General features: G+C 38.7%; 24 protein-coding genes and 1 tRNA gene. 14 read left to right on the top strand and 11 right to left on the bottom strand.

Going from position 1 to position 24012, the window contains the following annotated elements; translation table 11 throughout:
- Nucleotides 1–11 precede the first annotated feature (11 nt).
- From gloA2 to BV902_RS19500, 4 genes are all read right to left on the bottom strand, one after another.
- Nucleotides 12–404: an SMU1112c/YaeR family gloxylase I-like metalloprotein gene (gene gloA2, locus BV902_RS19515; RefSeq protein WP_075993374.1), complete on the bottom strand. Its 393-nt coding sequence runs from the start codon at nt 402–404 to the stop codon at nt 12–14.
- A gap of 87 nt (nt 405–491) precedes the next feature.
- Complete coding sequence (locus BV902_RS19510; RefSeq protein WP_075994877.1) at nt 492–1553, bottom strand: NADH:flavin oxidoreductase/NADH oxidase; 1062 nt, start codon at nt 1551–1553, stop codon at nt 492–494.
- A 119-nt stretch (nt 1554–1672) separates the two neighbouring features.
- Nucleotides 1673–2389, bottom strand: coding sequence for a 3-ketoacyl-ACP reductase (locus BV902_RS19505; protein ID WP_075993373.1), 717 nt, complete (start codon nt 2387–2389; stop codon nt 1673–1675).
- Nucleotides 2390–2447: 58 nt separating this feature from the next.
- The gene (locus BV902_RS19500) at nt 2448–3035 is read right to left on the bottom strand and encodes an NUDIX domain-containing protein (protein WP_232475558.1); all 588 of its coding nucleotides are present in this window, start codon (nt 3033–3035) and stop codon (nt 2448–2450) included.
- 22 nt (nt 3036–3057) lie between these two features.
- Between BV902_RS19500 and pyrE the strand changes: the two genes are divergently transcribed.
- Nucleotides 3058–3708, top strand: a complete 651-nt coding sequence (gene pyrE, locus BV902_RS19495) for an orotate phosphoribosyltransferase (protein WP_070567741.1) — start codon at nt 3058–3060, stop codon at nt 3706–3708.
- Nucleotides 3709–3727: 19 nt separating this feature from the next.
- Entirely contained in the window at nt 3728–4126 is a 399-nt protein-coding gene (locus tag BV902_RS19490) for an SRPBCC family protein (protein WP_075993371.1), read from the top strand.
- Between the two features lie 53 nt (nt 4127–4179).
- On the opposite strand, the gene BV902_RS19485 is transcribed toward BV902_RS19490, so the two are convergent.
- Nucleotides 4180–4896, bottom strand: coding sequence for a superoxide dismutase (locus tag BV902_RS19485; protein WP_075993370.1), 717 nt, complete (start codon nt 4894–4896; stop codon nt 4180–4182).
- Between the two features lie 261 nt (nt 4897–5157).
- Here BV902_RS19485 and BV902_RS19480 point away from each other — a divergent pair, with 261 nt between their 5' ends.
- A complete protein-coding gene (locus BV902_RS19480; protein WP_075993369.1) occupies nt 5158–6204 on the top strand; it encodes a ferredoxin--NADP reductase in 1047 nt (348 codons plus the stop codon).
- A 122-nt stretch (nt 6205–6326) separates the two neighbouring features.
- Entirely contained in the window at nt 6327–8255 is a 1929-nt protein-coding gene (locus BV902_RS19475; RefSeq protein ID WP_075993368.1) for an acetoacetate--CoA ligase, read from the top strand.
- 91 nt (nt 8256–8346) lie between these two features.
- Here BV902_RS19475 and BV902_RS19470 read toward each other — a convergent pair whose 3' ends face one another.
- The gene (locus tag BV902_RS19470) at nt 8347–9954 is read right to left on the bottom strand and encodes an acyl-CoA carboxylase subunit beta (RefSeq protein WP_075993367.1); all 1608 of its coding nucleotides are present in this window, start codon (nt 9952–9954) and stop codon (nt 8347–8349) included.
- Between the two features lie 154 nt (nt 9955–10108).
- Between BV902_RS19470 and BV902_RS19465 the strand changes: the two genes are divergently transcribed.
- Genes BV902_RS19465 through BV902_RS19455 form a run of 3 tightly spaced genes read left to right on the top strand, consistent with a single transcriptional unit; the run spans nt 10109 to nt 12880 of the window.
- Nucleotides 10109–11257, top strand: a complete 1149-nt coding sequence (locus tag BV902_RS19465) for an acyl-CoA dehydrogenase family protein (protein WP_070567729.1) — start codon at nt 10109–10111, stop codon at nt 11255–11257.
- A 6-nt stretch (nt 11258–11263) separates the two neighbouring features.
- A complete protein-coding gene (locus BV902_RS19460) occupies nt 11264–12103 on the top strand; it encodes a hydroxymethylglutaryl-CoA lyase (RefSeq protein WP_075993366.1) in 840 nt (279 codons plus the stop codon).
- Nucleotides 12104–12880, top strand: coding sequence for an enoyl-CoA hydratase/isomerase family protein (locus BV902_RS19455; RefSeq protein ID WP_075993365.1), 777 nt, complete (start codon nt 12104–12106; stop codon nt 12878–12880). It abuts the gene before it with no gap.
- On the opposite strand, the gene BV902_RS19450 is transcribed toward BV902_RS19455, so the two are convergent.
- Nucleotides 12881–13357: a hypothetical protein gene (locus BV902_RS19450; RefSeq protein WP_237241728.1), complete on the bottom strand. Its 477-nt coding sequence runs from the start codon at nt 13355–13357 to the stop codon at nt 12881–12883. It lies immediately after the preceding gene.
- 723 nt (nt 13358–14080) lie between these two features.
- On the opposite strand from BV902_RS19450, the gene BV902_RS19445 reads away from it, so the two are divergent.
- The 4 genes from BV902_RS19445 to BV902_RS19430 are packed head-to-tail and all read left to right on the top strand — an operon-like array spanning nt 14081 to nt 16952.
- Complete coding sequence (locus BV902_RS19445) at nt 14081–14932, top strand: ABC transporter ATP-binding protein (RefSeq protein WP_075993364.1); 852 nt, start codon at nt 14081–14083, stop codon at nt 14930–14932.
- Nucleotides 14916–15725 (top strand): hypothetical protein, encoded by an 810-nt coding sequence (locus BV902_RS19440; protein ID WP_157626142.1) that lies wholly within the window; start codon nt 14916–14918, stop codon nt 15723–15725. Before BV902_RS19445 ends, BV902_RS19440 begins: the two co-directional genes overlap by 17 nt.
- A 1-nt stretch (nt 15726) precedes the next feature.
- Nucleotides 15727–16110, top strand: a complete 384-nt coding sequence (locus BV902_RS19435; RefSeq protein ID WP_070567719.1) for a GntR family transcriptional regulator — start codon at nt 15727–15729, stop codon at nt 16108–16110.
- The gene (locus BV902_RS19430) at nt 16107–16952 is read left to right on the top strand and encodes a hypothetical protein (RefSeq protein WP_070567717.1); all 846 of its coding nucleotides are present in this window, start codon (nt 16107–16109) and stop codon (nt 16950–16952) included. Before BV902_RS19435 ends, BV902_RS19430 begins: the two co-directional genes overlap by 4 nt.
- Before the next feature lie 95 nt (nt 16953–17047).
- On the opposite strand, the gene BV902_RS19425 is transcribed toward BV902_RS19430, so the two are convergent.
- The 3 genes from BV902_RS19425 to prmC all read right to left on the bottom strand — a co-directional run bounded on the left by BV902_RS19425 (nt 17048) and on the right by prmC (nt 19943).
- Nucleotides 17048–18085, bottom strand: a complete 1038-nt coding sequence (locus BV902_RS19425) for a LacI family DNA-binding transcriptional regulator (RefSeq protein ID WP_075993362.1) — start codon at nt 18083–18085, stop codon at nt 17048–17050.
- A gap of 809 nt (nt 18086–18894) precedes the next feature.
- Nucleotides 18895–18967 (bottom strand) — tRNA-Lys (locus BV902_RS19420).
- Nucleotides 18968–19082: 115 nt separating this feature from the next.
- The gene (gene prmC / locus BV902_RS19415; RefSeq protein ID WP_075993361.1) at nt 19083–19943 is read right to left on the bottom strand and encodes a peptide chain release factor N(5)-glutamine methyltransferase; all 861 of its coding nucleotides are present in this window, start codon (nt 19941–19943) and stop codon (nt 19083–19085) included.
- 34 nt (nt 19944–19977) lie between these two features.
- Here prmC and ribD point away from each other — a divergent pair, with 34 nt between their 5' ends.
- Complete coding sequence (gene ribD, locus BV902_RS19410) at nt 19978–21024, top strand: bifunctional diaminohydroxyphosphoribosylaminopyrimidine deaminase/5-amino-6-(5-phosphoribosylamino)uracil reductase RibD (protein WP_075993360.1); 1047 nt, start codon at nt 19978–19980, stop codon at nt 21022–21024.
- A 66-nt stretch (nt 21025–21090) separates the two neighbouring features.
- Complete coding sequence (locus BV902_RS19405; RefSeq protein WP_075993359.1) at nt 21091–22374, top strand: DUF2851 family protein; 1284 nt, start codon at nt 21091–21093, stop codon at nt 22372–22374.
- Here BV902_RS19405 and BV902_RS19400 read toward each other — a convergent pair.
- Nucleotides 22371–23021, bottom strand: coding sequence for an ankyrin repeat domain-containing protein (locus tag BV902_RS19400; protein ID WP_075993358.1), 651 nt, complete (start codon nt 23019–23021; stop codon nt 22371–22373). The genes BV902_RS19405 and BV902_RS19400 overlap by 4 nt on opposite strands.
- A 349-nt stretch (nt 23022–23370) precedes the next feature.
- Between BV902_RS19400 and BV902_RS19395 the strand changes: the two genes are divergently transcribed.
- Nucleotides 23371–23940: a UbiX family flavin prenyltransferase gene (locus tag BV902_RS19395; protein WP_075993357.1), complete on the top strand. Its 570-nt coding sequence runs from the start codon at nt 23371–23373 to the stop codon at nt 23938–23940.
- Nucleotides 23941–24012 lie beyond the last annotated feature (72 nt).

Raw genomic sequence — 24012 nt, 5'->3', positions numbered from 1 at the left:
CGCTTTCTGTTTTAACGTTCGTATAGTTCTATTGGTACCTGATCAGGATCAAAGAAGAATGTAAAGCGTTTATTTGTTAACTCGTCTATTCTGATCCCTTCGTGTGATACACCTGATTTTTCGAGCTTATTTAATTCTAGGTCGAGATTATCGACTTCGAATGCAAGATGTCTTAAACCGGCGGCTTCTGGAAAGCTGAGCCGATTAGGCGGTGATGGAAACGAAAAAAGTTCTATAATATAATGATCATGGAGTTTGAGATCCAGTTTGTAGGAATCACGTTCCACACGATAGTATTCTCTAGCAATCTCTAGGCCCAGTATGTCAGTATAGAATTTCTTTGAACGCTCATAATCACTACAGATAATAGCGATATGATGTATCTTGTTGAGGTTTAATTTCATTTTTAAATCTTATCTCATTGTGTTTGTTATACAAGGTTGTTCCTTAAGGATATGGATCATATACAGACTATTTTACAATGTTTCATCTTATTTTGCTCTTTCATATTGTTTAGGCCAGGGGATGTCAGCATCTAATTCTTTGGCAAAATGTAATGGAAGATGTGGATCATCAAGAAATCCCCGTGCGATTAAGATTAAATCAGCTTGCTTTTGTGCGATGATCTCAGACGCTTGAATAGCCGTTTTGATTAAACCTACTGTGGCAACGTTATTCTTGGTATGTTCCTTAATCGCGATGGCGAAAGGGAGCTGATATGCTGGTTCGACATCTATTTTTTGATAGGAGACCAAGCCTCCACTCGACACATCAATTAAATCTACCCCCAATGTATACAGTAGTTGTGATAAGGCTATAGACTGCTGTAGATCCCAGCCTGCTTCGGCCCAATCTGTTGCTGAAATACGTACCCATAAACTTTGGCTTGTTATTTCTCGTTTTACTCTTTTCACAATTTCAATAAGAAAACGTATCCTATTTTCAAAGATCCCGCCGAAAGAGTCTGTCCGTAAGTTGCTCAGTGGTGAAAGAAATTGATGGATCAGATATCCATGTGCAGCGTGGAGTTCAATAATTTCATAGCCTGCCTGTATGGCTCTTTTCGTTGCTGTTCCGAATTGTTCAATCAGATTTTCAATGGCGTCTAGATCAAGCTCCTGTGGTTCATAATCTCCAGCATGGAAAGGGATCGGAGATGGGGCGACTGTTTGCCAACCCTGTGGATCCGTTGGTGAAAATTGATTCCGCCCGACCCAAGGTTTATTACTGCTTGCTTTGCGGCCTGCATGAGCAAGTTGTATGCCCGGTATGGAATTATTTTCTTTAATGAACTCGGTTATTTCTTTTAGTTTTTCGATATGCTGGTCCTCCCATAAACCAAGGTCTCCATCACTGATTCGACCGTCAGGGCTAACTGCTGTTGCTTCCTGTATTACTGCTGCAGCTCCGCCGATTGCAAACTGGCCCAAATGAACCAAATGCCAGTTATTTGCAAAACCATCTTTTGCGGAGTATTGGCACATTGGAGATACGACCAAACGATTTTTCAATTGGAGGTTTCCAATATTTACTGATGAAAATAATTGACTCATAATTGCGTGTTTATAGAAGGCAGGAGCAAGGAAAGCTCCCGCCTTGATCAATTCTTTGTTTTGTAAAGAGAGCCCCTCAGAAGCCTTTATTTAAATCTTTGCGAACCGTGGTTCAACTGTTAAGGATTTGTAGACCATAAAGATGCTGATTTTAGCATTGCTCTTCTTGGTAGTTTTAAATTGGCAACTACTAACTCTGCGAAATCTTCAGGCTGGAGAACTTTTTCTGGATCGCCATCGGTAAGTCCAAGTTCTTTGGACATATCGGAAGCGATCGTGCTTGGCATTAACGTACATACACGAATATTGTTTTTCCGTACTTCCCGCATTAAAGAATCGGCGAAGCCGATGACGCCAAACTTTGACGCACTATAAGCGGAAGTGGTGGCCGCGCCATTTAATCCGGCAGTCGAAGATACCATAATGATATCGCCTTGATTTTTTTCAATCAGTTGTGGAAGGATAGCTTTTGTAACAAAGTATGTACCCAAGAGATTGGTATGAATGATCGATGTCCAATCGGCAACGTCCATGTCGAGCACAGAGGAAAATGATGCCACTCCCGCATTGTTAATTAAGATATCAAAGCTGCCGAAAGTGTTTTTCAGTTGCTCGATCTCCTGTTGTACAGCACTATAATTTGATACGTCAAAAACGGCATAAGTGACCTCAGTGCCTAGCTCGGCAAGTTCCGCAGCCGTATCCTTCAAAGCAGCTTCATTTCTCCCAGTAATCGCGATATGAACACCTTCTTTCGCTAATGCATAGGCAATTGCTTTTCCTAATCCCCGCGCGCCACCTGTAATTAAGGCTCTTTTTCCTGTTATATTTTCCATAACATAAAAATAGGTATGATCTTTTTTATTCGTGTCAGATGAACCTCAAAAAGGCAACTTATTTTGCCTTTTTGAGGATATTTTCGATAATAGGGTAAGTATTGTTCCGTATGTCTTCAAATTGGTCCACATGACGCCATTCCGCTTTTGTAATATCTTCTGCGGTTTGTGGAATCAATTTAGGGACTTTGTTGACTCCCATTTCATACCAGTTTGTTGCTTTTAGGACGAATTCTCCATTTCGCAAAAAATAAGTATGGTATGATGTGGTAATTTTTTTTCCTAAGTAGTTGATTTTAATGCCACATTCCTCTTCAACTTCGCGTACAGCTGCTTCCCGCATTTTTTCATTGTCTTCGACTTTACCTTTAGGGAGGTCCCATTTTCCTAATCGGTAGATAAAAAGATAATCTCCATCACCGTTTTTCACCAATCCACCGGCTGCTTTGATGAGCTTAATTTTATTTTTTAAGTTTTGAAATACAGTTTCAAAATCCTTGTTGATGTAGAGATATGTTTTTGGAACTTTATCAATTTCAGATTGTTTGAAAAGTTTTTGGAGGTCAATCTCTTGAAAACTAATTGTTTGTGGGTTTTTGGTTTTCGATGGAACAAAATCTGCTAAAATTAGCACGGTTTCGTTCATATAAATTTTATAAATTTGCGCCATGAATAATTTAAATGAGGTTGAACAAAAAGTTGCTGAATCCTTATTGCAAATTAAAGCAATAAAATTGCAACCTAAAAGTCCTTTTACATGGGCGTCGGGTTGGAAGTCTCCAATTTACTGTGATAACCGTATCACTTTATCTCATCCTGCGATTCGTACATACATTCGTCAAAAGCTTTCTAAGCTTATTCAAGAAGAGTTTGGATCAGTGGATATGATTTCTGGAGTTGCTACGGCAGGTATTCCACAAGGCGTTTTGGTAGCACAGGATTTGGGACTACCATTTTCTTATGTTAGAAGCTCAGCTAAGGACCATGGTCGTCAGAATTTAATTGAAGGTGAAGTAGTTAGCGGTCAACGTGTAGTTGTAATAGAAGATCTAATTTCGACAGGTAAGAGTAGTTTAGTGGCTGTAAAGGCATTACGTGAGGCTGGCTGCAATGTTGTTGGGTTGGTGTCTATTTTTACTTATGGATTGCAACAAGCTACTGATAATTTTGCCGATGCAAAATGTCCTTATTTCAGTTTATGTAATTATGATGCTTTGATTCAGGTCGCTGCTGAAAATAGTTATGTATTGGAAGAGGATATTGAGATCTTGAAAAAGTGGCGATTGAACCCTGCAACTTGGGGAGATAATTTTCAATAAAAAAGATTAATTTATCGTTATGACTACTATTCAGAACACAACAGAAATCAACAAAAATGTCAGCGCGGTGTATGCATTTTTGGCGGATCTCAACAATCATGAACAGTTGATGCCGGAAAATATCTACAATTGGTCTTCGACTACGGACGAAGCTCGATTTACAATTCAGAATATGGCAAAATTGGCTCTTAAGGTAGAAGAGCGTAGTGAGAATCAATTTATTAAGTTGGTTCCGTCGGAGAAGGCGCCTTTTGAAGTTGCTCTTCGTTGGGAATTGCAAGTTGTTGCTGATACGGTGACAAAGGCAACCTTTATTATAGATGCTGATCTCAACATGATGATGAAGATGATCGCTTCTGGACCACTTCAAAAATTAGTTGATTTTCAGGTCAACAAATTAAAAGAAAAGTTGGGATAGGTTGTTCATAACGGATATAAAAAAAAGCTCGATTATTACTAATCGAGCTTTTTTTATGCTAGTCTTTCATTGACTTTTTTCCAATTCACAACATTCCACCAATTTTTAATATAATCAGCTCTTTTGTTTTGGTAGTGCAGGTAATAAGCATGCTCCCATACATCAAGGCCTAAAACGGGGATACCTTTTACCTCTGCAACATCCATTAAAGGGTTGTCTTGATTTGGAGTAGAGGTAATTTTTAAGTTACCTGAGTCATCCAAAATCAACCAGGCCCATCCCGAACCGAATCGTGAGGTTGCTGCTGCGGCAAATTGTTCTTTGAATTTGTCTAAAGAACCAAATGTCTTATTGATCATGGTCAATAATTTTTCAGAGGGCTGGCTCGGCTTATCGGACAGACTTTCCCAAAAAAAGTTATGGTTCCAAGCTCCACCAGCGTTATTCCTTGCTTTAGGAGAGTACTTAGATATGTTTGCTAGAAGTTGCTCCTCTGAGGCTTCTTTGATGTTTTCAGCAAGAATGGCTTCGTTAACGGCGTTAATATAGGCCATATGGTGCCTTGTATAATGGATTTCCATTGTCAACGCATCAATATTAGGCTCCAAAGCGGCATAACTGAAAGGTAATTTTACTTGGGAAAACTTTAAGGTAGCGGCATTTAATTCAGTAGCTTTCGCGGAAGCAATATCTTGTAATATTGATCCAGATACAGCGATGCCTAGTGTAGCCTTTGCTGCATTTTGAAGGAAGTTTCTGCGTGTTTGCATATAATCTTATTGTGATTAGTTTTGATATAAATATAACGTGAAATTTTACAAATATTGTGCAAGAATTGTCTGTTAATTGTAATACAACAAAATTGTTATAAATTCATCTTTTAGGGTGGCATATATTGTTTTGAATTTTGGTTTACGATATTTATGTAACATATAATTTGCATGCTTTTAAGAACGCTTCAAGGTAGTCTTAGGGCAGGTATCCAGAGAATTATAATTGTTTATAAAGGCAAATTTAGCTAAGTTTGATTTATGTATACATTAAGGATTTCAAAAATTATCCCCCAACCTAATAATAACATTACTTTTCAGCTTGAGTCTATAGCAGGAGACTATCCTTCCTATAAAGCTGGGCAGTTTATTACACTTTCTTTTGTGTTTGGTGATCGTGAGGTACGTCGTTCTTATTCTTTTAATAGTTCGCCTGATAATAATGAGCCCTTAAGTATCACTGTTAAGCGTGTCGAAAATGGGGAAATATCCCGACTGCTCCACCATACTATTGTGGAGGGGGATATCGTGAATGCAATGGAACCTCAGGGTTTATTTGTATATGAACCTGAAGCAGAAAAGGTTCGGACCTTATTTTTGTTTGCTGCAGGAATTGGCATTACACCCTTGTATGCTATTCTGAAAACAGCGCTTCTTGCTGAAAGTAAGTCCAAAATAGTTTTAATTTACAGTAATAGTACGCTGGAGTTAACACCGTTCCGATCGGAATTGGAGCACTGGGCAGATCGATTCCCTGACCGCTTAACTATTGTGTGGATTTACTCCAATAGTAAATACTTGATGAAAGCCAGGTTAAATAGAGACTATATACATGCTATTGTTAACGATCATTTGTTTGGAAATAAGGAAGATGCTTTGTTTTATACTTGCGGTCCTGTGATTTATATGGACTTATGTCGTTTTACACTTTTGGGGATGGGGTTTGATTCCAATCAGATAAAACGAGAGACATTTCTATTGCCCGAAAATGAAGAGGATGATGATGATGAGACTGAAAAGGAAGTCGATACAACAACCTATGCCATCGAACTATCTTTTCAAGGTAAAACTTATCATCTAGAGGTTCCCTACAATAAATCTATTTTAGATATAGGGCTGGAACATAAAATTAAGTTGCCGTATTCTTGTAAATCCGGTATGTGTAGTACGTGTATTTCGCAGTGTACAAGGGGGAAAGTAAGAATGGACTATAATGAGGTGTTAACAGACCGCGAAGTTGAACAAGGAAGAATACTGTTGTGCACGGGGCATCCGGTAGAAATGAATACAGCTATTGAAGTGCTATAATTGAGCATTCGTATTTAATCCAAAAATATGCTGTGCAGTTATGGGGTGCCAGAAATATTTAAAATTGCATATACAAGTAAATTTATCTAAGTTTGGATATAACCGTTTTATATCTAACTATTATGGGGAAATTACTCTGGAGCCCAACAGAAGAGCAAAAATCTCAATCTGAGATCAATAAGTTTAAACAATATGTCGAGAAGGAGCATGGCTTATTCTTTCCATCCTATCAGGAGCTTTGGGCATGGTCTACGACGGAACTGGCTAGTTTTTGGAAGAGTATAGCCACCTATTTTAATATAAAGTTTCATTCAGGCTTTACAACTATTGTTGAGTCGCCAACAGATCCTACAAGCTTTATCGGAACAAAATGGTTTGCTGGGGCTACCTTGAATTATGCTGAACACGTATTTCGAAACACAACGAAAAAGCGTCCGGCATTAATCTTTCAATCTGAACAGCAAGTTAAAAGAGAGGTGTCATGGACTGAGTTGGAATCCATGGTTCTCAAACTTCAGGTCTATTTGAAAGAACTAGGGGTACAAAGTGGGGATCGCGTTGCTGGTGTATTGATTAATGGCATTGAAGCTGTTGCGTTATTTTTGGCTGTTAATTCCATTGGTGCTGTTTGGTCCTGTTGTTCGCCCGATTTTGGGGAGGCGAGTATTCAGGATCGTTTTGAGCAGATTGAACCCAAAGTGCTCTTCGCAAATTCCAGTTATTACTATAATGGCCGTCTTTTTGAAAAGGCGGAGAGTATTAAACAACTTTCTCTGCGGCTACCATCTTTACTGGCTTGTGTTTTGATTGATGACAATATTTGGGAAGAGATTCTGAAAAAGGATCTTACACAGGCTGAGCTCCAATTTACGGCAATGCCTTTTGATGCGCCAATATGGATTTTGTATTCTTCGGGAACTACCGGGAAGCCCAAAGCCATTACACATGGAGTTGGTGGTATGCTGCTGGAACATATGAAAGCACTTGGACTGCATCAAAATGTGCAAGACGGGGATCGATTCATGTGGTATTCCACTACTGGATGGATGATGTGGAATTACGCGCTTTCGGCCCTTTTAATGGGAAATACATTGTGTATCTATGATGGGGCAACGAATTATCCCGATAAACTGAGTTTATGGAAGTTTGCACAAGAAAGCAAGGTGGACCATTTTGGCGTTGGTGCTGCTTATCTCATCTCCTGTCAGGATCAAGATTTAAAATCCTTGGCTTATCAGCCAAAAACAATAGGGTCGACAGGTTCACCACTTCCACCAGATGTATTTGAATGGCTAAATGTACAGTTTCCAGAGAGTCAAATTGTCTCGCTAAGTGGTGGTACAGACGTTTGCAGTGCCTTTCTTTCGGGGTGTACATTGCTTGATGTTCATGCGGGGGAGATCCAATGTCGCACCTTAGGAGCTAAGATAGAAGCATTTGATGAGAATGGCCATCATCTTTATGGAGAGGTGGGAGAACTTGTTATTTTAGCTCCCATGCCCTGTATGCCCATCTATTTTTGGAATGATTTGGCGAATAAAAAATACTTTGATAGTTATTTTGATAAATATAGCGGTGTTTGGAGCCATGGTGATTGGATTAAGATCACTGCACATGATGGCATAATTATGTACGGTCGTTCAGATGCAACGCTGAACCGGGGTGGGGTACGTATAGGTACTGCAGAGATCTATAATGTATTAAATAGAACTGAAGGGGTCTTGGATAGTTTGGTTATCTGTGTAGATCATGAAAATGGATCATCTGATATGTTGCTTTTTGTTCAATTGGACAATGGTTTATTGAACGATGCGTTAAAAGGGGAAATTAAAAGGGAGCTTCGGCAGCAATATAGTCCGCGACATGTGCCTGACGATATTTTTCAAGTAGCGGCTATTCCTTACACGTTAAGCGGTAAAAAACTGGAGCTGCCTATTAAGAAGATTTTTTCGGGGATGCCCGTAGAAAAAGCGGTGTCAGTAGATATTATGCGGAACAGAGAATCTTTGTTAGACTTTGAAGCGATCAGTAAAATCTGGAGAAGATCTTAAGTATAGTATGCTATAAAAATACCTAATTAGAAAACCCCTCGGATGACGAAGTTTATCGTTTGAGGGGTTTTCTAATTTAATTTTACTCCACTCAGACCTGTATAACACCTACATTATACCGTTCTAGAATAGGCTTTTCGTTGGCAGCTTCAATTCCCATGCTGATGACTTTTCGTGTTTCTTCAGGTGCTATAATTCCATCAACCCATAATCTTGCAGCACCGTAATACGGACTCAGTTGCTCGTTGTACCGATCTTCGATTGATTTAAGGAGACTGTTTTTTTCTTCTTCATTGATTTCTTGACCCTTGGCTTTTAAAGCTGATTCTTGGATTTGAAACAGTGTCTTGCCCGCAGCGGCACCGCTCATGACAGCCATTTGGGCGGTAGGCCAAGCGTAGATTAGTCGTGGGTCATACGCTTTTCCACACATCGCATAATTTCCAGCGCCATAACTATTTCCAACAATAAAAGTGAATTTTGGGACTACGGAATTGGCCATTGCATTTACCATTTTTGCTCCGTCTTTGATAATCCCCCCTTGTTCTGATCGGCTTCCTACCATAAATCCAGTGACGTCCTGAAAAAACACAAGCGGAATGTTCTGCTGATTGCAATTCATGATGAAGCGCGCGGCCTTATCTGCTGAATCACTATAGATGACCCCGCCCATCTGCATTTCCATTGCGTTGCCGGGTTTCTTGGCTTTGATAATTTCACGTTGATTGGCAACAATCCCGACGGCCCAGCCGTCTACGCGTGCGAGGGCGCATACAATTGTTTTTCCATAATCGGGTTTGTATTCTTCTAAAGTCTCTGCGTCTACAATTGCATCCAAGATATCCTGCATGCGATAAGGTTTTGTCCTGTCTTCGGGAAGAATCTCTACTATTTTACTCGGATCTGTTTTTGGAGGAAGGCTTTTCTTTCTGTTGAAATTAGCTTTTGGATTTCCACCTATTTTATCGATAACATTTTTTATAGCCTCTAAACAACTTTGGTCGTCGGGAAATTTATTGTCTGTCACGCCGGAGATCTCCGAATGGGTAGAAGCTCCGCCGAGTGTTTCAGCGTCTACGGTTTCACCTATTGCAGATTTGACCAGGTATGGGCCTGCTAAAAATACAGAGCCTGTTCCTTCGACGATAAAGGCGTAGTCAGACATAATAGGGAGATAAGCGCCCCCTGCCACGCAACTTCCCATGATTGCTGCAATTTGAGGTATTCCCATGGAAGACATTCGGGCATTGTTACGGAATATGCGGCCAAAGTGTTCTTTATCGGGAAATATTTCATCCTGCATCGGTAAAAATACGCCTGCAGAATCTACCAAATAAATAATTGGAAGATTGTTTTCCATGGCAATTTCCTGTGCGCGTAGATTTTTCTTGGCAGAAATAGGGAACCAGGCTCCTGCTTTTACGGTTGCATCATTAGAGACGATGACACATAGTTTGGATTTTACATAGCCCAGTACCGCTGCACAGCCTGCATTTATGCATCCACCATGTTCTTTATACATTCCTTCGCCGGCAAACATGCCTATTTCCAGGTATTCTCGGTCTGAGTCCAGTAGATATTCTATTCGTTCCCAGGCTGACATTTTGCCCTTTTCTTTCAGTTTTTTTATTTTATCGATGCCACCACCTAGTTTTAAATTTTCTCTTTTTTGGCGAAGTAATGCGAGTAGCTCCTTCATAATTTATAATCTTGGTTTTAAAAAGCTGTTGAATTAAGAATTTCTTATTTTTAGATAAATTTAAAATAAAATTTTAAAATATTTGCAATTTTATTCCTAAATATTTTGATATATTTGAATTGAATTACCGATTGTAAATTTAATATTCATGCTTATGTTTATTGAAAATAAACAACAAATGGATATGATCAGACAAAGTGCACGAGATTTTGCACAGTATCATATCAAACCTTATGTGATGGAATGGGACGAAGCCCAAATATTTCCAATAGAAGTTTTTAAAAAGTTAGGCGAACACGGTTTTATGGGTGTGATCGTTCCTGAAGAATATGGTGGATCGGGACTCGGATACCAGGAGTATATTACCGTTTTGGATGAGATTTCCAAGGTGTGTGGCTCAATTGGACTTTCCGTAGCGGCACATAATTCGTTATGTACAAATCATATATTAAGCTTTGCCAGTGAAGAACAGAAGAAACGTTATCTTCCAAAGTTGGCGACAGCTGAATGGATCGGTGCCTGGGGACTTACAGAGACAGGTTCTGGTTCGGACGCTGGTGGAATGACGACATTTGCTGAGCGAGATGGTGATCACTACGTGTTAAATGGTTCTAAAAATTTTATCACGCATGCCATCAGTTCTAGTGTTGCTGTCGTTATTGCGCGGACGGGGGCTAAGGGAGATAAAAAAGGGATGTCAGCTTTTATTGTTGAGAAAGGTACACCTGGATTTACCGCGGGAAAGAAAGAAAATAAATTGGGGATGCGCGCCTCAGAAACTGCCTGTCTGTTTTTTGATAATTGTCGGATTCATCGGGATCAACTCATCGGTGAAGAAGGGCAGGGGTTTGTGCAGGCTTTAAAACTATTGGATGGCGGACGTATTTCTATTGCGGCACTTTCTTTGGGTATTGCACGCGGAGCTTACGAGTGCGCGTTGAAATATGCGCACGAGCGTGAGCAGTTTGGGAAAAAGATTTACGAATTTCAGGCGGTTTCTTTTGCACTTGCAGATATGGCTACACAGGTGGAAGCCAGTGAACTGTTGACGAGGCAGGCAGGCTATTTAAAGGATCATGGAGATCGTGTTTCTAAAATTGGTGCGATGGCTAAGCTTTATGCGTCAGAGGCTGCCGTTAGTGTCTCGAATGAATCTGTACAAATCTTTGGTGGTTATGGATTTACAAAGGACTATCCTGCCGAGAAGTTTTTTAGAGATGCTAAACTATGTACAATAGGTGAAGGGACTTCAAGCATTCAGAAAATGGTGATTGCTAGAGAGATTGAGAAAGATATTTTATAGCATATTATGAGGGATCAAGTTGTGTTGGTTGATTGCCCAAGAGACGCTGTTCAAGGGCTTCATAACTTTATTGAGACGGATAAGAAAATTAAACATATCAATGCGTTAATCGAAAGTGGGCTGTTTGATGTTATTGATTTTGGATCTTTCGTTTCGCCGAAAGCAGTTCCGCAGTTGGCGGATACAAAAGCAGTACTGGAAGGAATCAGAACGAATGAGAAAGTGAAGTTATTGGCGATTGTTGCCAATCTTCGGGGTGCGCAGGAGGCAGTTCTAGAGGAGAAAATCGACTTTTTAGGGTATCCATTTTCAATATCGGAAACTTTTCAACTTCGAAATACCAATATGGGCTTGGCGGCTTCTTATCAGCAGGTAAAAGAAATGAAAGCTTTGGCCGACTCGCAGCATAAATCTCTGGTCGTTTATATTAGCATGGCTTTTGGAAACCCATATAGTGACCCTTGGTCCCCACTTTTGGTAGAAGAGTGGATTGGGAAATTATGCGATCTTGGCATTCGGGAATTTTCTTTGGCAGACACAACTTCAGAAGCCGATGCAAATCAGATTTCAGAATTATTTAGTTTTGTTAAAACTCGTTTTCCAACACTGGAAGTAGGTGCACATTTTCATGCAAGGCGAGAGGAAAGTCTTGCAAAGGTTGAAGCAGCTTACCTCGCAGGTTGCCGTAAATTTGAAGGCGCATTGCTCGGTTATGGCGGCTGTCCATTTGCAAAAGATGATTTAGTCGGTAATATACCTTCAGAGCTGTTATTGCATTATTTTGGACGAGGGACTGATGCTGAAATAATCGGGTTGGAGCATAGCTTCAGACAAATGATTTTGTAGATGGAAAAACTGAATTTTATTAAAGTGCACGTTGAGGGACATGTGTTCAACTTGACTTTAGCCCGTTCGGATAAAAGAAATGCTTTTAGTCCGACAATGGTGAGCGAAATAGCCTATGCATTGAATCTGGCGAATAGCAATCCTGATGTTCGTTTAGTACAAATAGAGGCTGAAGGTCCGGTGTTCTGTGCTGGTATGGATCTTAAAGCTTTTGAGGACCCTACATTAGATATTGGAAATTCGGCAATTCCCAAGGTTGAAAAGTCACTGGCAGAAATATTTGCCTGTTTAGATAAGCCTTCAATCTGTGTTGTTAGGGGAGATGTTATTGCAGGTGGTTTTTTGATAGCATTATCCTGTACGTATTTGTTTGCTCTCCCACAGGTACGTTTTTCTTTGCCTGAAGTGAAAATTGGACTCTTTCCATTTCAGGTGTTGGCGTTGCTTACAGAATATATGCCTGAAAGAAAAGCGATGGATCTCTGTATCAGTGGTCGGTCTTTTTCTGCTGAGGAGGCTTTGGAAAAGGAAATCTTGTATGGCATGCTGGATGCTGAAGAAACAGTATTGATTGAATTGAAAAGGACGATCCTGGAAAATGCTCCCTTGGCCATATCACGGGGTTTTGTAGCACTGCGAAAATTAAAAGAGCAAGATTATGATGATAAGTATAACTTTCTATTGGAGAGCTTGGCGGATTTGCGTAAAACCAATGATTTCAAAGAAGGAATGGATGCAATGCGAAATAAGAGAAAAGCCAACTGGCAAAATAGCTAATTAAAATGATCGAAAACTAGGTCTGCTTGTCAGCGGCGAGAATTCCCAGGGAATGGAGCTAAGGACGATCAGGAGAGCTAGTCCAAACCAGATTAATAATATTTTAAAACGTCGATCGTTTGTATCGGCGTTTTTGCTTTTAAGGGCACCTATTGTTAAGCAGATTGCGGCAATAATCATCATGCTACTGTGCTCCATGCCAAAGAAGCGAATTTGCCTGAGGTGAACTGCTTCGTTAAAATGTTGCAGAAAGTACTGTGTGATGGGACTCAGTACATAGAGGCTAAAACCCAAAAATAGCTGAATATAAAAAGAAATAACCGTAATTTTTACAAGAAATTGATCGGTAGGGGAGAATGGAAGTTCCTTTTTTCTTTTGTAAAAAAAGTTCGCGAGACTAATCGTTAGCACAATCAATACCTCCCATCTCCATAAAGAATGCATCGCTAGAATGAAAGGATAAATGTAATTCATCATACAGACAAAGATGATAATAAAATAGATTTAAAGCTATTTTAAGCAATATCATCACATAAAATAAACGACGGTTTTTCATCAGTTGACTAATCTGTTGTTCAAGGTATGTCATATTTATGTGTATTTCTTGTTTATATAAGTTTTTTATTGTTTTGATTATTAGTTTGTTTTGTGTTTTGTTTAACTCTTGGTTAATACTGCTATTGCGTGTAATTTGGTATTCATCGGTCAGGTGGAGAATAACGATTAACTAGTCCAAACACACAGTTCAAATGATTGCAAGAACAAAGGTATTTCCTATTGAGTAATCAATACTACTCTTGTATGTTTTGGTTTTGGCTGTTTTTAGCCTCTCTGAGGTGTTGTTTGTTTTTCTCAAGGGGTTTGTGTGGTTTTAATTTATTTAGGCTTAGAATGGGGTTATTTTAGTTTTGGCGGATAGTTGTAATTTGTTCAGTTTTTTAACACGGATAACGCATCTCGTTAAAGTTGCCTTTTGTTTATTATGAATTTCATAATGTATTTAAATAACTATTTGTTTGTCATTGCATTATGTTTATTACATAAATTGAGTGTTTATGTTGTCCTATGCCCGATTGGCGCTATTAAAATAAAGTAATGCCTGAGCGTAAGCAAAGCCCTGCCTGTATTTTTTTTAAAATATTTTTGGAATTATATAAAATTCGTTTCTATATTAGTGTATTAATTAAATAATACAGTAGTATGGTTACTATCCAAAATCTAAATTTCAGCTATAGTAAATCAAGGCCACTCTTTCTTCATATGGATCTTGAATTGAAGCAGGGGCATATCTATGGCTTGTTGGGGAAGAATGGTGCTGGTAAATCAACTTTGCTTAAGAATATTGCCGGTTTGGTATATCCTGTTTCGGGGCGAGTTGATGTGCTGGGGCATAACCCTAATCGAAGGGAACCTTCCTTGTTAAGAGAGATTAGTTTTATTCCGGAAGAGTTTTATCTCCCTGCCGTAAAATCGGAACAGTTTCTGAAGGCTAATGCAGGGTTCTACCCCAACTTCGATCAGGTATATTTCGATCAGCTTATTCGTGAGTTCGATATTCCTATTGAGCAAAAATTAGCAAACATGAGTTATGGACAGAAAAAGAAATATATTATTTCTTTCGGTTTAGCGTCTAACACGAAAGTGATCATCATGGATGAGCCAACGAATGGTTTGGATATTCCTTCTAAGGTTCAGTTTCGAAAGATCATGGCTTCTGCCATTACTGACGATCGATGTGTAATTATCTCCACACATCAGGTGCGTGATCTGGATAATCTTATTGATGCTGTTATTCTGCTTGATGATCATAAGGTTGCACTCAATGCTCCGATGCATGTGATTACTGATCGTTTATGCTTTAAAAAAGTAAGAGAATTGCCTTTGGATACACTCTATTCCGAAGAAGGAGTAGGCGGTTTTAATGTTATTCTCCCAAACTCGGCGGTAGAAGATTCGAAACTGGATTTGGAGTTGTTATTTAATGCTGTGTTACAGTGCAAGGAAAAAATTACGGACCTTATTAAACTTGATGAATATGTCAAATCTATTTAATGCTACGCGTTTTTTTGGACTGATTCGAAGACAATGGATTGGTTTTGGACGAATTTATCTGATGTCAATAGGGATTATTGCCGGGGTAATTTTTGGTTTTTATGCGGTTAATTTGGGGTCAAATTATGATGACATCAAAAAGAATACTGTTTATTCGTTGCTAAATTTCAGAGCACCGTTGTTTTGTATCTTGGGACTCTTTTTTGTAACGGTTATCTCGAGCAGTTATTTTGCTGATTTAGGGAAAAAGACCCGGGCGATTTTTGAGCTGATGATTCCGGCGTCACAATTGGAAAAGTTTCTGGTCAGCTTATTCTATACGGTTGTCGTGAGTATTGGTTCATACTTATTGGTCTTTTATTTGATCGATCTGGCATTTGTTTCTTATTTGAGGAGCGTTGGTTCTGTCGTTGTAAATGAAGTACAGCCATCAGGGGAGACGGTCAGTGTGGATCTATGGCAGTACTTTTTCAAGGTTCAATACCCTGAACCGGCTTATTATTTTTGTTTTATACCAATTCTTCTGAATGCAATTTTCTTACTTGGTGGGATCGTCTACCAAAACTATCAATATGTAAAGACGGCTATTTTTCTTGTGCTTTACTGTGTTGTTTGGATGTGTCTTTTTGTTTACTTAATGAAGACTCAGACCCAGGATACCGTAGGTACAATGGATAATAACTATTGGTCTGATTCAAATCATATTTTTGCATTGATCGGCGCTGTAGGAGTGTTGCTTACCATAATGATTTGGGCAGTTGCTTTTTTAAGGCTAAAAGAAAAGGAGATTTGATATGGAGTTCAATGCAAATAAAGCCATTTACCTTCAGATTGCTGAGTATGTATGTGATCATATTTTGCTAGCGACCTGGAAAGTGGATGAAAAACTCCCCTCAGTAAGGGAATTGGCAGTTCAGATGGAGGTTAACCCCAATACTGTTATGCGGACCTACGATATGTTGCAGCAGAAAGAAATTATAGCCAATAAGCGCGGGATCGGTTTTTTTCTGACACAAGAATCGGTGAAGAATGTGAAGTTATATAGAAAGGCAATTTTTCTAGAAGAAGATCTTCCCTTGTTTTTTCGTAATATTTATTTATTGGAAATCGGTCTGGATGAGTTAGAGCAACGTTATAGACGGTTTGTAAGTCAGAATTTTAATCAAAATGAGTCATGAAATTAAGTACAAAAATAATAATGGGATTAGCAATAGGCTTATTCGCGGTTCCGATGCTTGTCGCGTCCTACCTTGTTCGTATAAATCGAGTGGATGCGAAAAAATATAATGCTGATGTTGAGCAGGAGGTATCTAAGCCAGGTGCAAAGGATGTTTATTACCGGTCGTTCCCCTTGGCAGCTTTCGATAAGCTTTATATTGTAGGTGCCAATGCAAGCGGTGTAGGGTTGTACTGGGTGAAAAGCGATAAGTTTATGGTTAAAGTTAATAAAAGTCAAGCCGACTTTGTGAAAGCGAATGTCGATCAATCTGGCAATCTTACCTTAGATCTTTTATCAGGAGGAGAGGGGTTTTATAAGTCAATCTATATTTTTTCACCTGATCTTAAGGTTTTAAAATTAAAAAATGCGGGTATTAACGAGTTGTCGGCCAAGTTGAACGAGTTGACTGTTGTAGGTGATAGCGTTGAGGTATTTTCCCTTGCAGAGAAATCCGTTATAAATACGTTGAACCTGAACCTGACAAATTCCACTATTGATGATCTTGGCGGGACGGACAGTAAGGGGAATTCTCTTGTTGGTCGTTTATTTGTTAACACGACGAATAGTGTTTTGGGACTTCCGCGTACGAATTATCAAAGTGCAGATATTGTGGCAAACAATTCAGAAGTTTATTTCAATAGGAAAGGACCTGAAGCCAAAGTTGGTCTTCTGAATATCAAAACTGAAGGGAAATCATCTGTCCGTTTAGATAGTTTGCAATGGGGAACATTGAACGGGAATCTATCCAATGATACTAAAATAGATTTGCCTGTCCATGCATTGCGATCATTGATTAAGTAAGGTTTAATTGGTGGATGTTGCGGTCGATCGTTAATAGTAGAGATCGGTATTTTCTGAAAAGGTCAAAATTCCGCTATGGAATTTTGACCTTTTCTTTAAAGGGATGATGTGGATTTTCGGTGTTCGATACTGCAGTCCAAAAAATACGTCTCGAATTCGAAATAATTCTTTTTGTTCTTTTTCTTTAACATCTGCAAGAGGAGTTCTACCGATTTTTCTGCCATAAGCTGTGTTGGTTGGGTGATTGTTGTTAGAGATGGATTGAGACTGTTGGCAAAGGGGGTGTTGCTAAAGCCAATTAAGTTCATGTCATCAGGAATTTTCACCTTCAATTTATTTAATATGTGCAAAACTTTTAACGACAAGGTGTCTGTCGTTGAGAGGAGTGCATTTGGAGCGGAGGGCTTATTTAATAACGTGTTTATTTTGCTTTCCAGTTCGTCATCGATATTGTCCTTGGGGCTGGAATAGGATATTTCTATAATATTTTTTTCTTTGAAGGGTACGCCGGCGTTGAAGAGTGCATCTTTATATCCTTTTATACGGCTTACATTTCCGCCAATATCTTTACATAGTAAAAGAATGATATTTTCTCTTCTGTTTTTGATCATTTCTTCTGTTGCCTGGTAGATGACCTTGTTGTTTTGGATTCCGATTTTGAATGTATCGAGCTGATGGTTTATTCGGTCGAAAATAATAACAGGACAAACCTGCTCCATCATATAAAACAAAAGCGATAAGCTTGAATCATTTTTCACAGGGGAAATGATCACTCCTTCGATATTGCTTTGTATGCAAAGTTCCAGCGCTTCTTTTTCTTTTTTCTCGTCGTTAAAAGTCTGCAATAGGATCAGTTTATAATTCGTCTGCGATAGAATGTGCGAGATCTCTTCGTAGAAATCAAAGAAAAAAGAGCTTGAAATAAATGGAACAATGATTGCTAAGGTGTTTGAACGCCCCGTTTTTAAGCTTTTTGCGGAGAAATTTGGTATATAATTGATTTTCTGCGTAAAATCTAAGATTAGCTTTTTTGTTTCTGCACTTATTTCATGGCTATCGTTTAGTGCTTTGGAAATGGTTCCTGGAGATAGGTTTAACTGTTGGCCAATCTCTTTTAACGTAAATCTCTTCATGTGCTCGATCCTCTTTCATTGATTACAAATGTTCTAGCGTCAATACGATGGTAAGATAGCGCTAGAATTATTCTTGAATTATCGGTTACTATTTTTAATGTATTGAGCCCGTAAATTCTTGAAATTATAAAGATAAGATAAAAAACATGTTTTCAAATGGAGATCAAGAAAAGCGTTGTTAATGAGAATTGATGAGATGTTGTTGGTATTCGGGCGAAAGGTGTCGAAAAGTTTGTTAAAAGAGGAGGCTGTTATTTGGTGCCACCGAAAAGTTTACTGATGATCCAAAGGACAAGGGCGACTATAACAACTACGATGAGGATGCCTGTCCAAACACCAGCCTTGAATATCCCTTCTATTGCGGAGCAGCTTGTAATAAGGAAAAAAGAGGATGACATTATTATGTATGTTAATTGCCTTTTCATCATTAAAATTTTTGTCTGTATAAATTTAAAATTTTTGTCTGTATAAATAGAGACAACTGATAATGAAAATAGTTTTGTGAGAACAGTCCAATATTAGATTATCGGTAAACTATAGGCTGAATGGGGTTGCGCATTGGTTTTGTTGTAGCTTTTCGGTTTTACCGGTAATTTTTTCAGGACAAAAAGAAGTGCCCGTGAGTGTTAAATAAGAAAACCTAATCTTGCGATTAGCTTTTCTTTAGTGATCCCGCTGGGATTGGCTCAGCCCCTCATTTCCCAAGCACACCCCTGAGCCTCCATTGGATCGAACCCGGCCGACCCTTCTTTCGAATCCTAATATCTTTAAAACAAGAAAAGCTAATCTTGCGATTAGCTTTTCTTTAGTGATCCCGCTGGGATTCGAACCCAGGACCCATACATTAAAAGTGTATTGCTCTACCAGCTGAGCTACGGAATCCTTTCTGTTTTTGAAAGTGATGCAAAGGTAGAATTTCTTTTGATATATGCCAAATTATTGCGTGCAAATTTTGATAAAAAGGCCTTAACTGCTTAATAAATAAACGGATTATTTTTTATCGCGCTTTTTTTGCATGGATTATTCGGTCTGCTCCATTGATATCTTTTATGAGTCTGACCTGTTCAAATCCTTTTTTGACCATAAGTTCTTTCATTTCTGCACCGAGATATTGATTGATTTCAAAATATAGATCTCCATTTGGGGCTAAATGTTTCAGTGCAAAGGATGAAATAACATCATAAAAAATCAACGGAGCGCTTTCTTCAATGAATAATGCGAGCTCAGGTTCGTAAGCCAATACGTTTTGATTCATATGCTGCTTTTCTCCCGGGGTTATATAGGGCGGATTGGATACAATGATATTGTATTGTTGGTCGGAGAAAATGTATTCCCATTCAAATATATCCGCATTGATAAATTGAACCTGAGTTTTTAAATTATTAGCATTTTCCTGTGCTGTTTTTATCGCCTCTTTTGAGATGTCTATCGTGGTTACCAGGGCATTATTGAGATGCTTTGATAAGGTGATAGGGATGCAGCCAGAGCCAGTTCCGATATCTATAATTTTTAGGTTTTGAGAAGATTTATGGTTTTTGATGATCAGATCGACAAGTTCTTCAGTTTCCTGGCGTGGAATGAGGACCGATTCATTGACCTGGAAAACTTCACCATAAAAATCTGCTTTATTGAGTATGTACTGTATAGGTCTGTGCTTTTTTAAATCCTGAAGGATGCTAAGTACTTCAGCCTTATCCGCCTCGTTGACGATAGCTGTTTTTCTCAATTGATAATTGGTTCTATTTAACCCAAACTTTTCGGCAACAACCACTAAGAATATAGCTTTTATTTCATCCTCATCATATAACTCCTGAAGCTCATGTTGAAATAATAATTCGAAATCTTGAAGTATTTTCATGTGTCAAAGGTACGATTTTCATAGATTTGTATCTATGGATATGCACAGGCAATATATGCATCGTTGTTTGGAACTGGCCCAAATGGGTGCGGGTTCAGTGAGTCCCAATCCAATGGTTGGGGCTGTCATTGTTTTGGACGGTAAAATTATCGGTGAAGGGTATACTTCTCCGTATGGTGGACCACATGCTGAGGTCAATGCTGTACAACAGGTTATGCAAAAGTATGGGGAAAAGGCAAAGCGGCTTATCGCAGAAAGTACTTTTTATGTCAGCCTTGAACCTTGCGCGCATTATGGAAAGACACCCCCCTGTGCAAATATGATTGCGGAGCTGAAACCGTTGAAAGTTTTTATAGCCTGTTTGGATCCTTTCGCAAAGGTCAATGGCAAAGGAGTAGAAATACTACGGGAAGCAGGTATTGAGGTCGAAATTGGTTTACTGGAAAAAGAGGCCATATGGCTCAACCGTCGGTTTTTTACACGTATCGGTCAATTTCGTCCCTATGTTATTTTAAAATGGGCACAAACCAAGGATGGTTTTATAGGACAAGAGGGTAAGCAGGTTTGGATAAGTAATGCCGCAAGCCAACAGTTGGTTCACCGTTGGAGAGCGGAGGAAGATGCTATTTTGGTTGGTACAAATACTGCAGTCGTAGATAATCCCAGTCTGACCGTAAGAGAATGGCAGGGTAAAAACCCATTGCGTATTCTTTTAGATAGAGATCTTGCTATCCCGCTAGATGCTAATATTCTCAATGATCAAGCTGATACAATTGTGTTCAATGCTAAAAAGACAGAATGGACAGCAAATGTGAAGTATATTGAGCTCGAAAATTATGGGTTGTATTTACCGCAGAATATTCTTTATCAACTTTATTTAATGGATGTTCAGTCAATAATCATAGAAGGAGGGCGTGCTACTCTGCAAATGTTTATAGATGCGGATCTCTGGGATGAGGCAAGGGTATTTGAGTCTGAAACAAGATTATTGAATGGGATTGAGGCTCCTCAATTTAAAGGACAATTGCTAGAAAGCAAATTGGTTTCCAATGATCTTTTAAAGATCTATAAGAAACAGTAATTATTAAATTGTATATTTAAGGAATTATAAGCCATAGCCGGTTGATTTAATTCTAAAATTACAATTATGTTAGTTACAGAAAACTTAATGCAGTTTATCTGGAAACTTCGGCTATTCCGTGCAAATGGGTTGAATTCTACTGATGGAGAACCCTTGGTCGTTGTTCATGTGGGGCAATATAATACAGATTCCGGCCCCGATTTTCTCATGTCACATATTAGGTGTAAAGATAATGATTGGTTTGGTCATGTCGAGATGCATATCCAATCTTCGGATTGGGATCGACATTGTCATCAAGAAGATGTCGTTTATAATAACGTTATCTTACATGTGGTGTGGAAAAATGATAAAGTTATCTACCGAAATGATGGGACATCTATACCGACATTGGTGCTTTCGGAATATGTGGAACAGCATCTCTTGGAGCGGTATTCAGTGATGATGAATACTAAAAGTTCGATACCTTGTGAATTTCAGCTTAGTTCTGTCGATCTTTTTAAAAAATCCATATGGCTGAGTAGTTTAGCTATTGAACGCCTAGAAATGAAGTTTCAACAAATGTCGGTGATCTTAAAACAATGTAATACGGATTGGGAAAAAACTTTATGGGTATGGATCTGCAGATGTATGGGATTAAAAGTTAATGCAGATACATTTCAGGAGCTTGGGGAAAAATTACCTTGGAACATTTTACAAAAATATCGTTCCAACCTATTTAAAATAGAGGCTCTTTTCTGTGGGATCAGCAGGCTGTTTATTCAAGGACAAGAAAGCGAGTATATGAAGCGGCTAGCTGGTGAATTTGAGTATCAAAAACGTATTCATGGTATAGAGGCTATTTATGGGGTTTGGAAAAGGATGAGAATGAGACCTTATAATTTTCCTGAACGGCGAATCACGCAATTAGCTCTTTTGTTTAGTAAGAACGAGTTGGGCGTTGCTAAGATTTTGGCTGTGGATGATTTGGAGGCTGCTCGAAAATTATTTAAGATAGAGTCGCCGGGTGATTATTTTGGGGGATATTTTTCTTTCGGTACAAAAACGAAGGTAAAAACATCGGTTCGGCTGGGTAAAGAAACTATTGACACGCTTGTTATTAACGTGATTATCGTATTTCTTTTTTCATACGGTAAATATTTTAGTATTCAGTCATATATTGATAAAGCGCTAGATCTTTTGGAGCAGCTTCCTGCAGAAAAAAATGTTGTTGTGAGACAATTTACTCAATATGATTGGCCTGTTCAAAGCGCATTGCAAAGTCAAGGGATTTTGCAATTAAAGAGATTTTACTGTGATAGGAAGCGCTGCCTTCATTGCAGTATAGGATCAGAAATTTTAAAAAGAAATTAATTCTTTAAAATCTCTGCAATCTCCTTATGGCCTTTTTCATATGCCATATCCATTGGAGCTAATCCTGAAATATTGATGACTCTGGTGTCGGCTCCATTTTCGAGTAAGGCAACAATAAAGTCGATATTACCAAATTGAGCCGCGAAATGAAGTGGAGTTTCACCAGTAGCTTGAATGGCATTGACATTTGCATTAGCATCGATAAGCAACTTGCCGATCTCTTCATTGTTGTTTGCCGCAGCAATATGTAGCGCAGTGGTGAGTTGTTCATTTTTGGTTACGACATTGGGATTGACTTTTTTGGATAGCAAAAGACGGACAATGTCTGCTTTGTTGAAATATGTTGCTAAGGTCAATGGCGTAAAACCCTGTGATGACCATTCGTTGACAACAGATGGAGCTTGCAAAATAATAGCCTCCAGGTATGAGGTTAACCCGGCCGCACAGGCCTCATGGATAGTCATGGATTTGGTGTGTTGTAAAAGTGTCCGAATGATCTGGGGTTTGTTGTAATAGCAAGCCAATAGGAGGGGAGAAATTCCATGACTCGTTGTTTCTTGTAAAAGTTCGGGATTTCCAATCAATAATAAGTCGATATCATGGCTTCTGCCTTCTTCAATATATTGTTCTAAAACGGAAAGGTTCATGTCTTAACAAATTGTCTAACGTTGTCACTAAAATAGACTTTATTGATGAGAATAAATGTTTGATTTGCGAAAATATTTGTATTTAATTTTGCTTGGGATTGAACTGAAATTTAGAAGAAGGGTGTTTTTACGGGGTGAATTGGATCTTAAAATCCGGGAAAAAGTTATTTTTGGGGTATTTTATATACACAAATGTGTAGTAATGCGCATAATGTTTTTGTAAATTAAAAAGTAGATGTACTTTTGTTAAGCCCCTCCCAAGGGCATGTTTTTCATAGGTAGATGTAGGGTCGGGTGTTTCTCACTACGACCCTTTTTTTATAGCTTTGTTTTTATTATTTTAAAAGAGATGTCTAAGAGAAAAATTGTTATTGCCATTACTGGAGCTAGCGGCTCAATCTATGCTAAAGTTTTACTTAAAAAACTATTGGTATTAAAAACACAAATCGCAGAAGTTGGGATTGTAATGTCGAATAATGCGAAGGACGTATGGCGTGCGGAGTTAGGCGATGAGAGTTATCAGGATGTACCGTTCAAATTTTATGATAAGGGTGATTTCTTTGCTCCTTTTGCGTCAGGGTCGGCTCGCTATGATACGATGATTGTCTGTCCGTGTTCAATGGGGACATTATCAAGGATCGCCCACGGAATTTCTTCTGATCTGACAACTCGCGCGGCAGATGTAATGCTAAAAGAACGACGAAGATTGATTTTGGTTACCCGTGAGACACCGCTAAGTATTATACATATTCAAAACATGAAATTGGTGACAGAGGCCGGAGGTATCATTTGCCCTGCATCACCTTCATTCTATAGTTTGCCAAAGACTTTGGAGGATGTTGCAGAAACTGTGGTTGATCGGATTTTGAGTCTTGCAGGGTTTGAATTTAAACATTATCAGTGGGGAGAAAATGCCTAGTTATTCCTCGTTGAAATCTATTTTTAATGTTCTTTAATAAATTTGTATTTTGTAACTTTGTTTCTCGAAATG

Origin of the sequence: Sphingobacterium sp. B29 (genome assembly GCF_001952815.1) — a bacterium.
GTDB lineage: Bacteria > Bacteroidota > Bacteroidia > Sphingobacteriales > Sphingobacteriaceae > Sphingobacterium > Sphingobacterium siyangense.
Note: the sequence above shows the minus strand (reverse complement) of the source record. Positions and strands in the feature narration are given on the sequence as shown.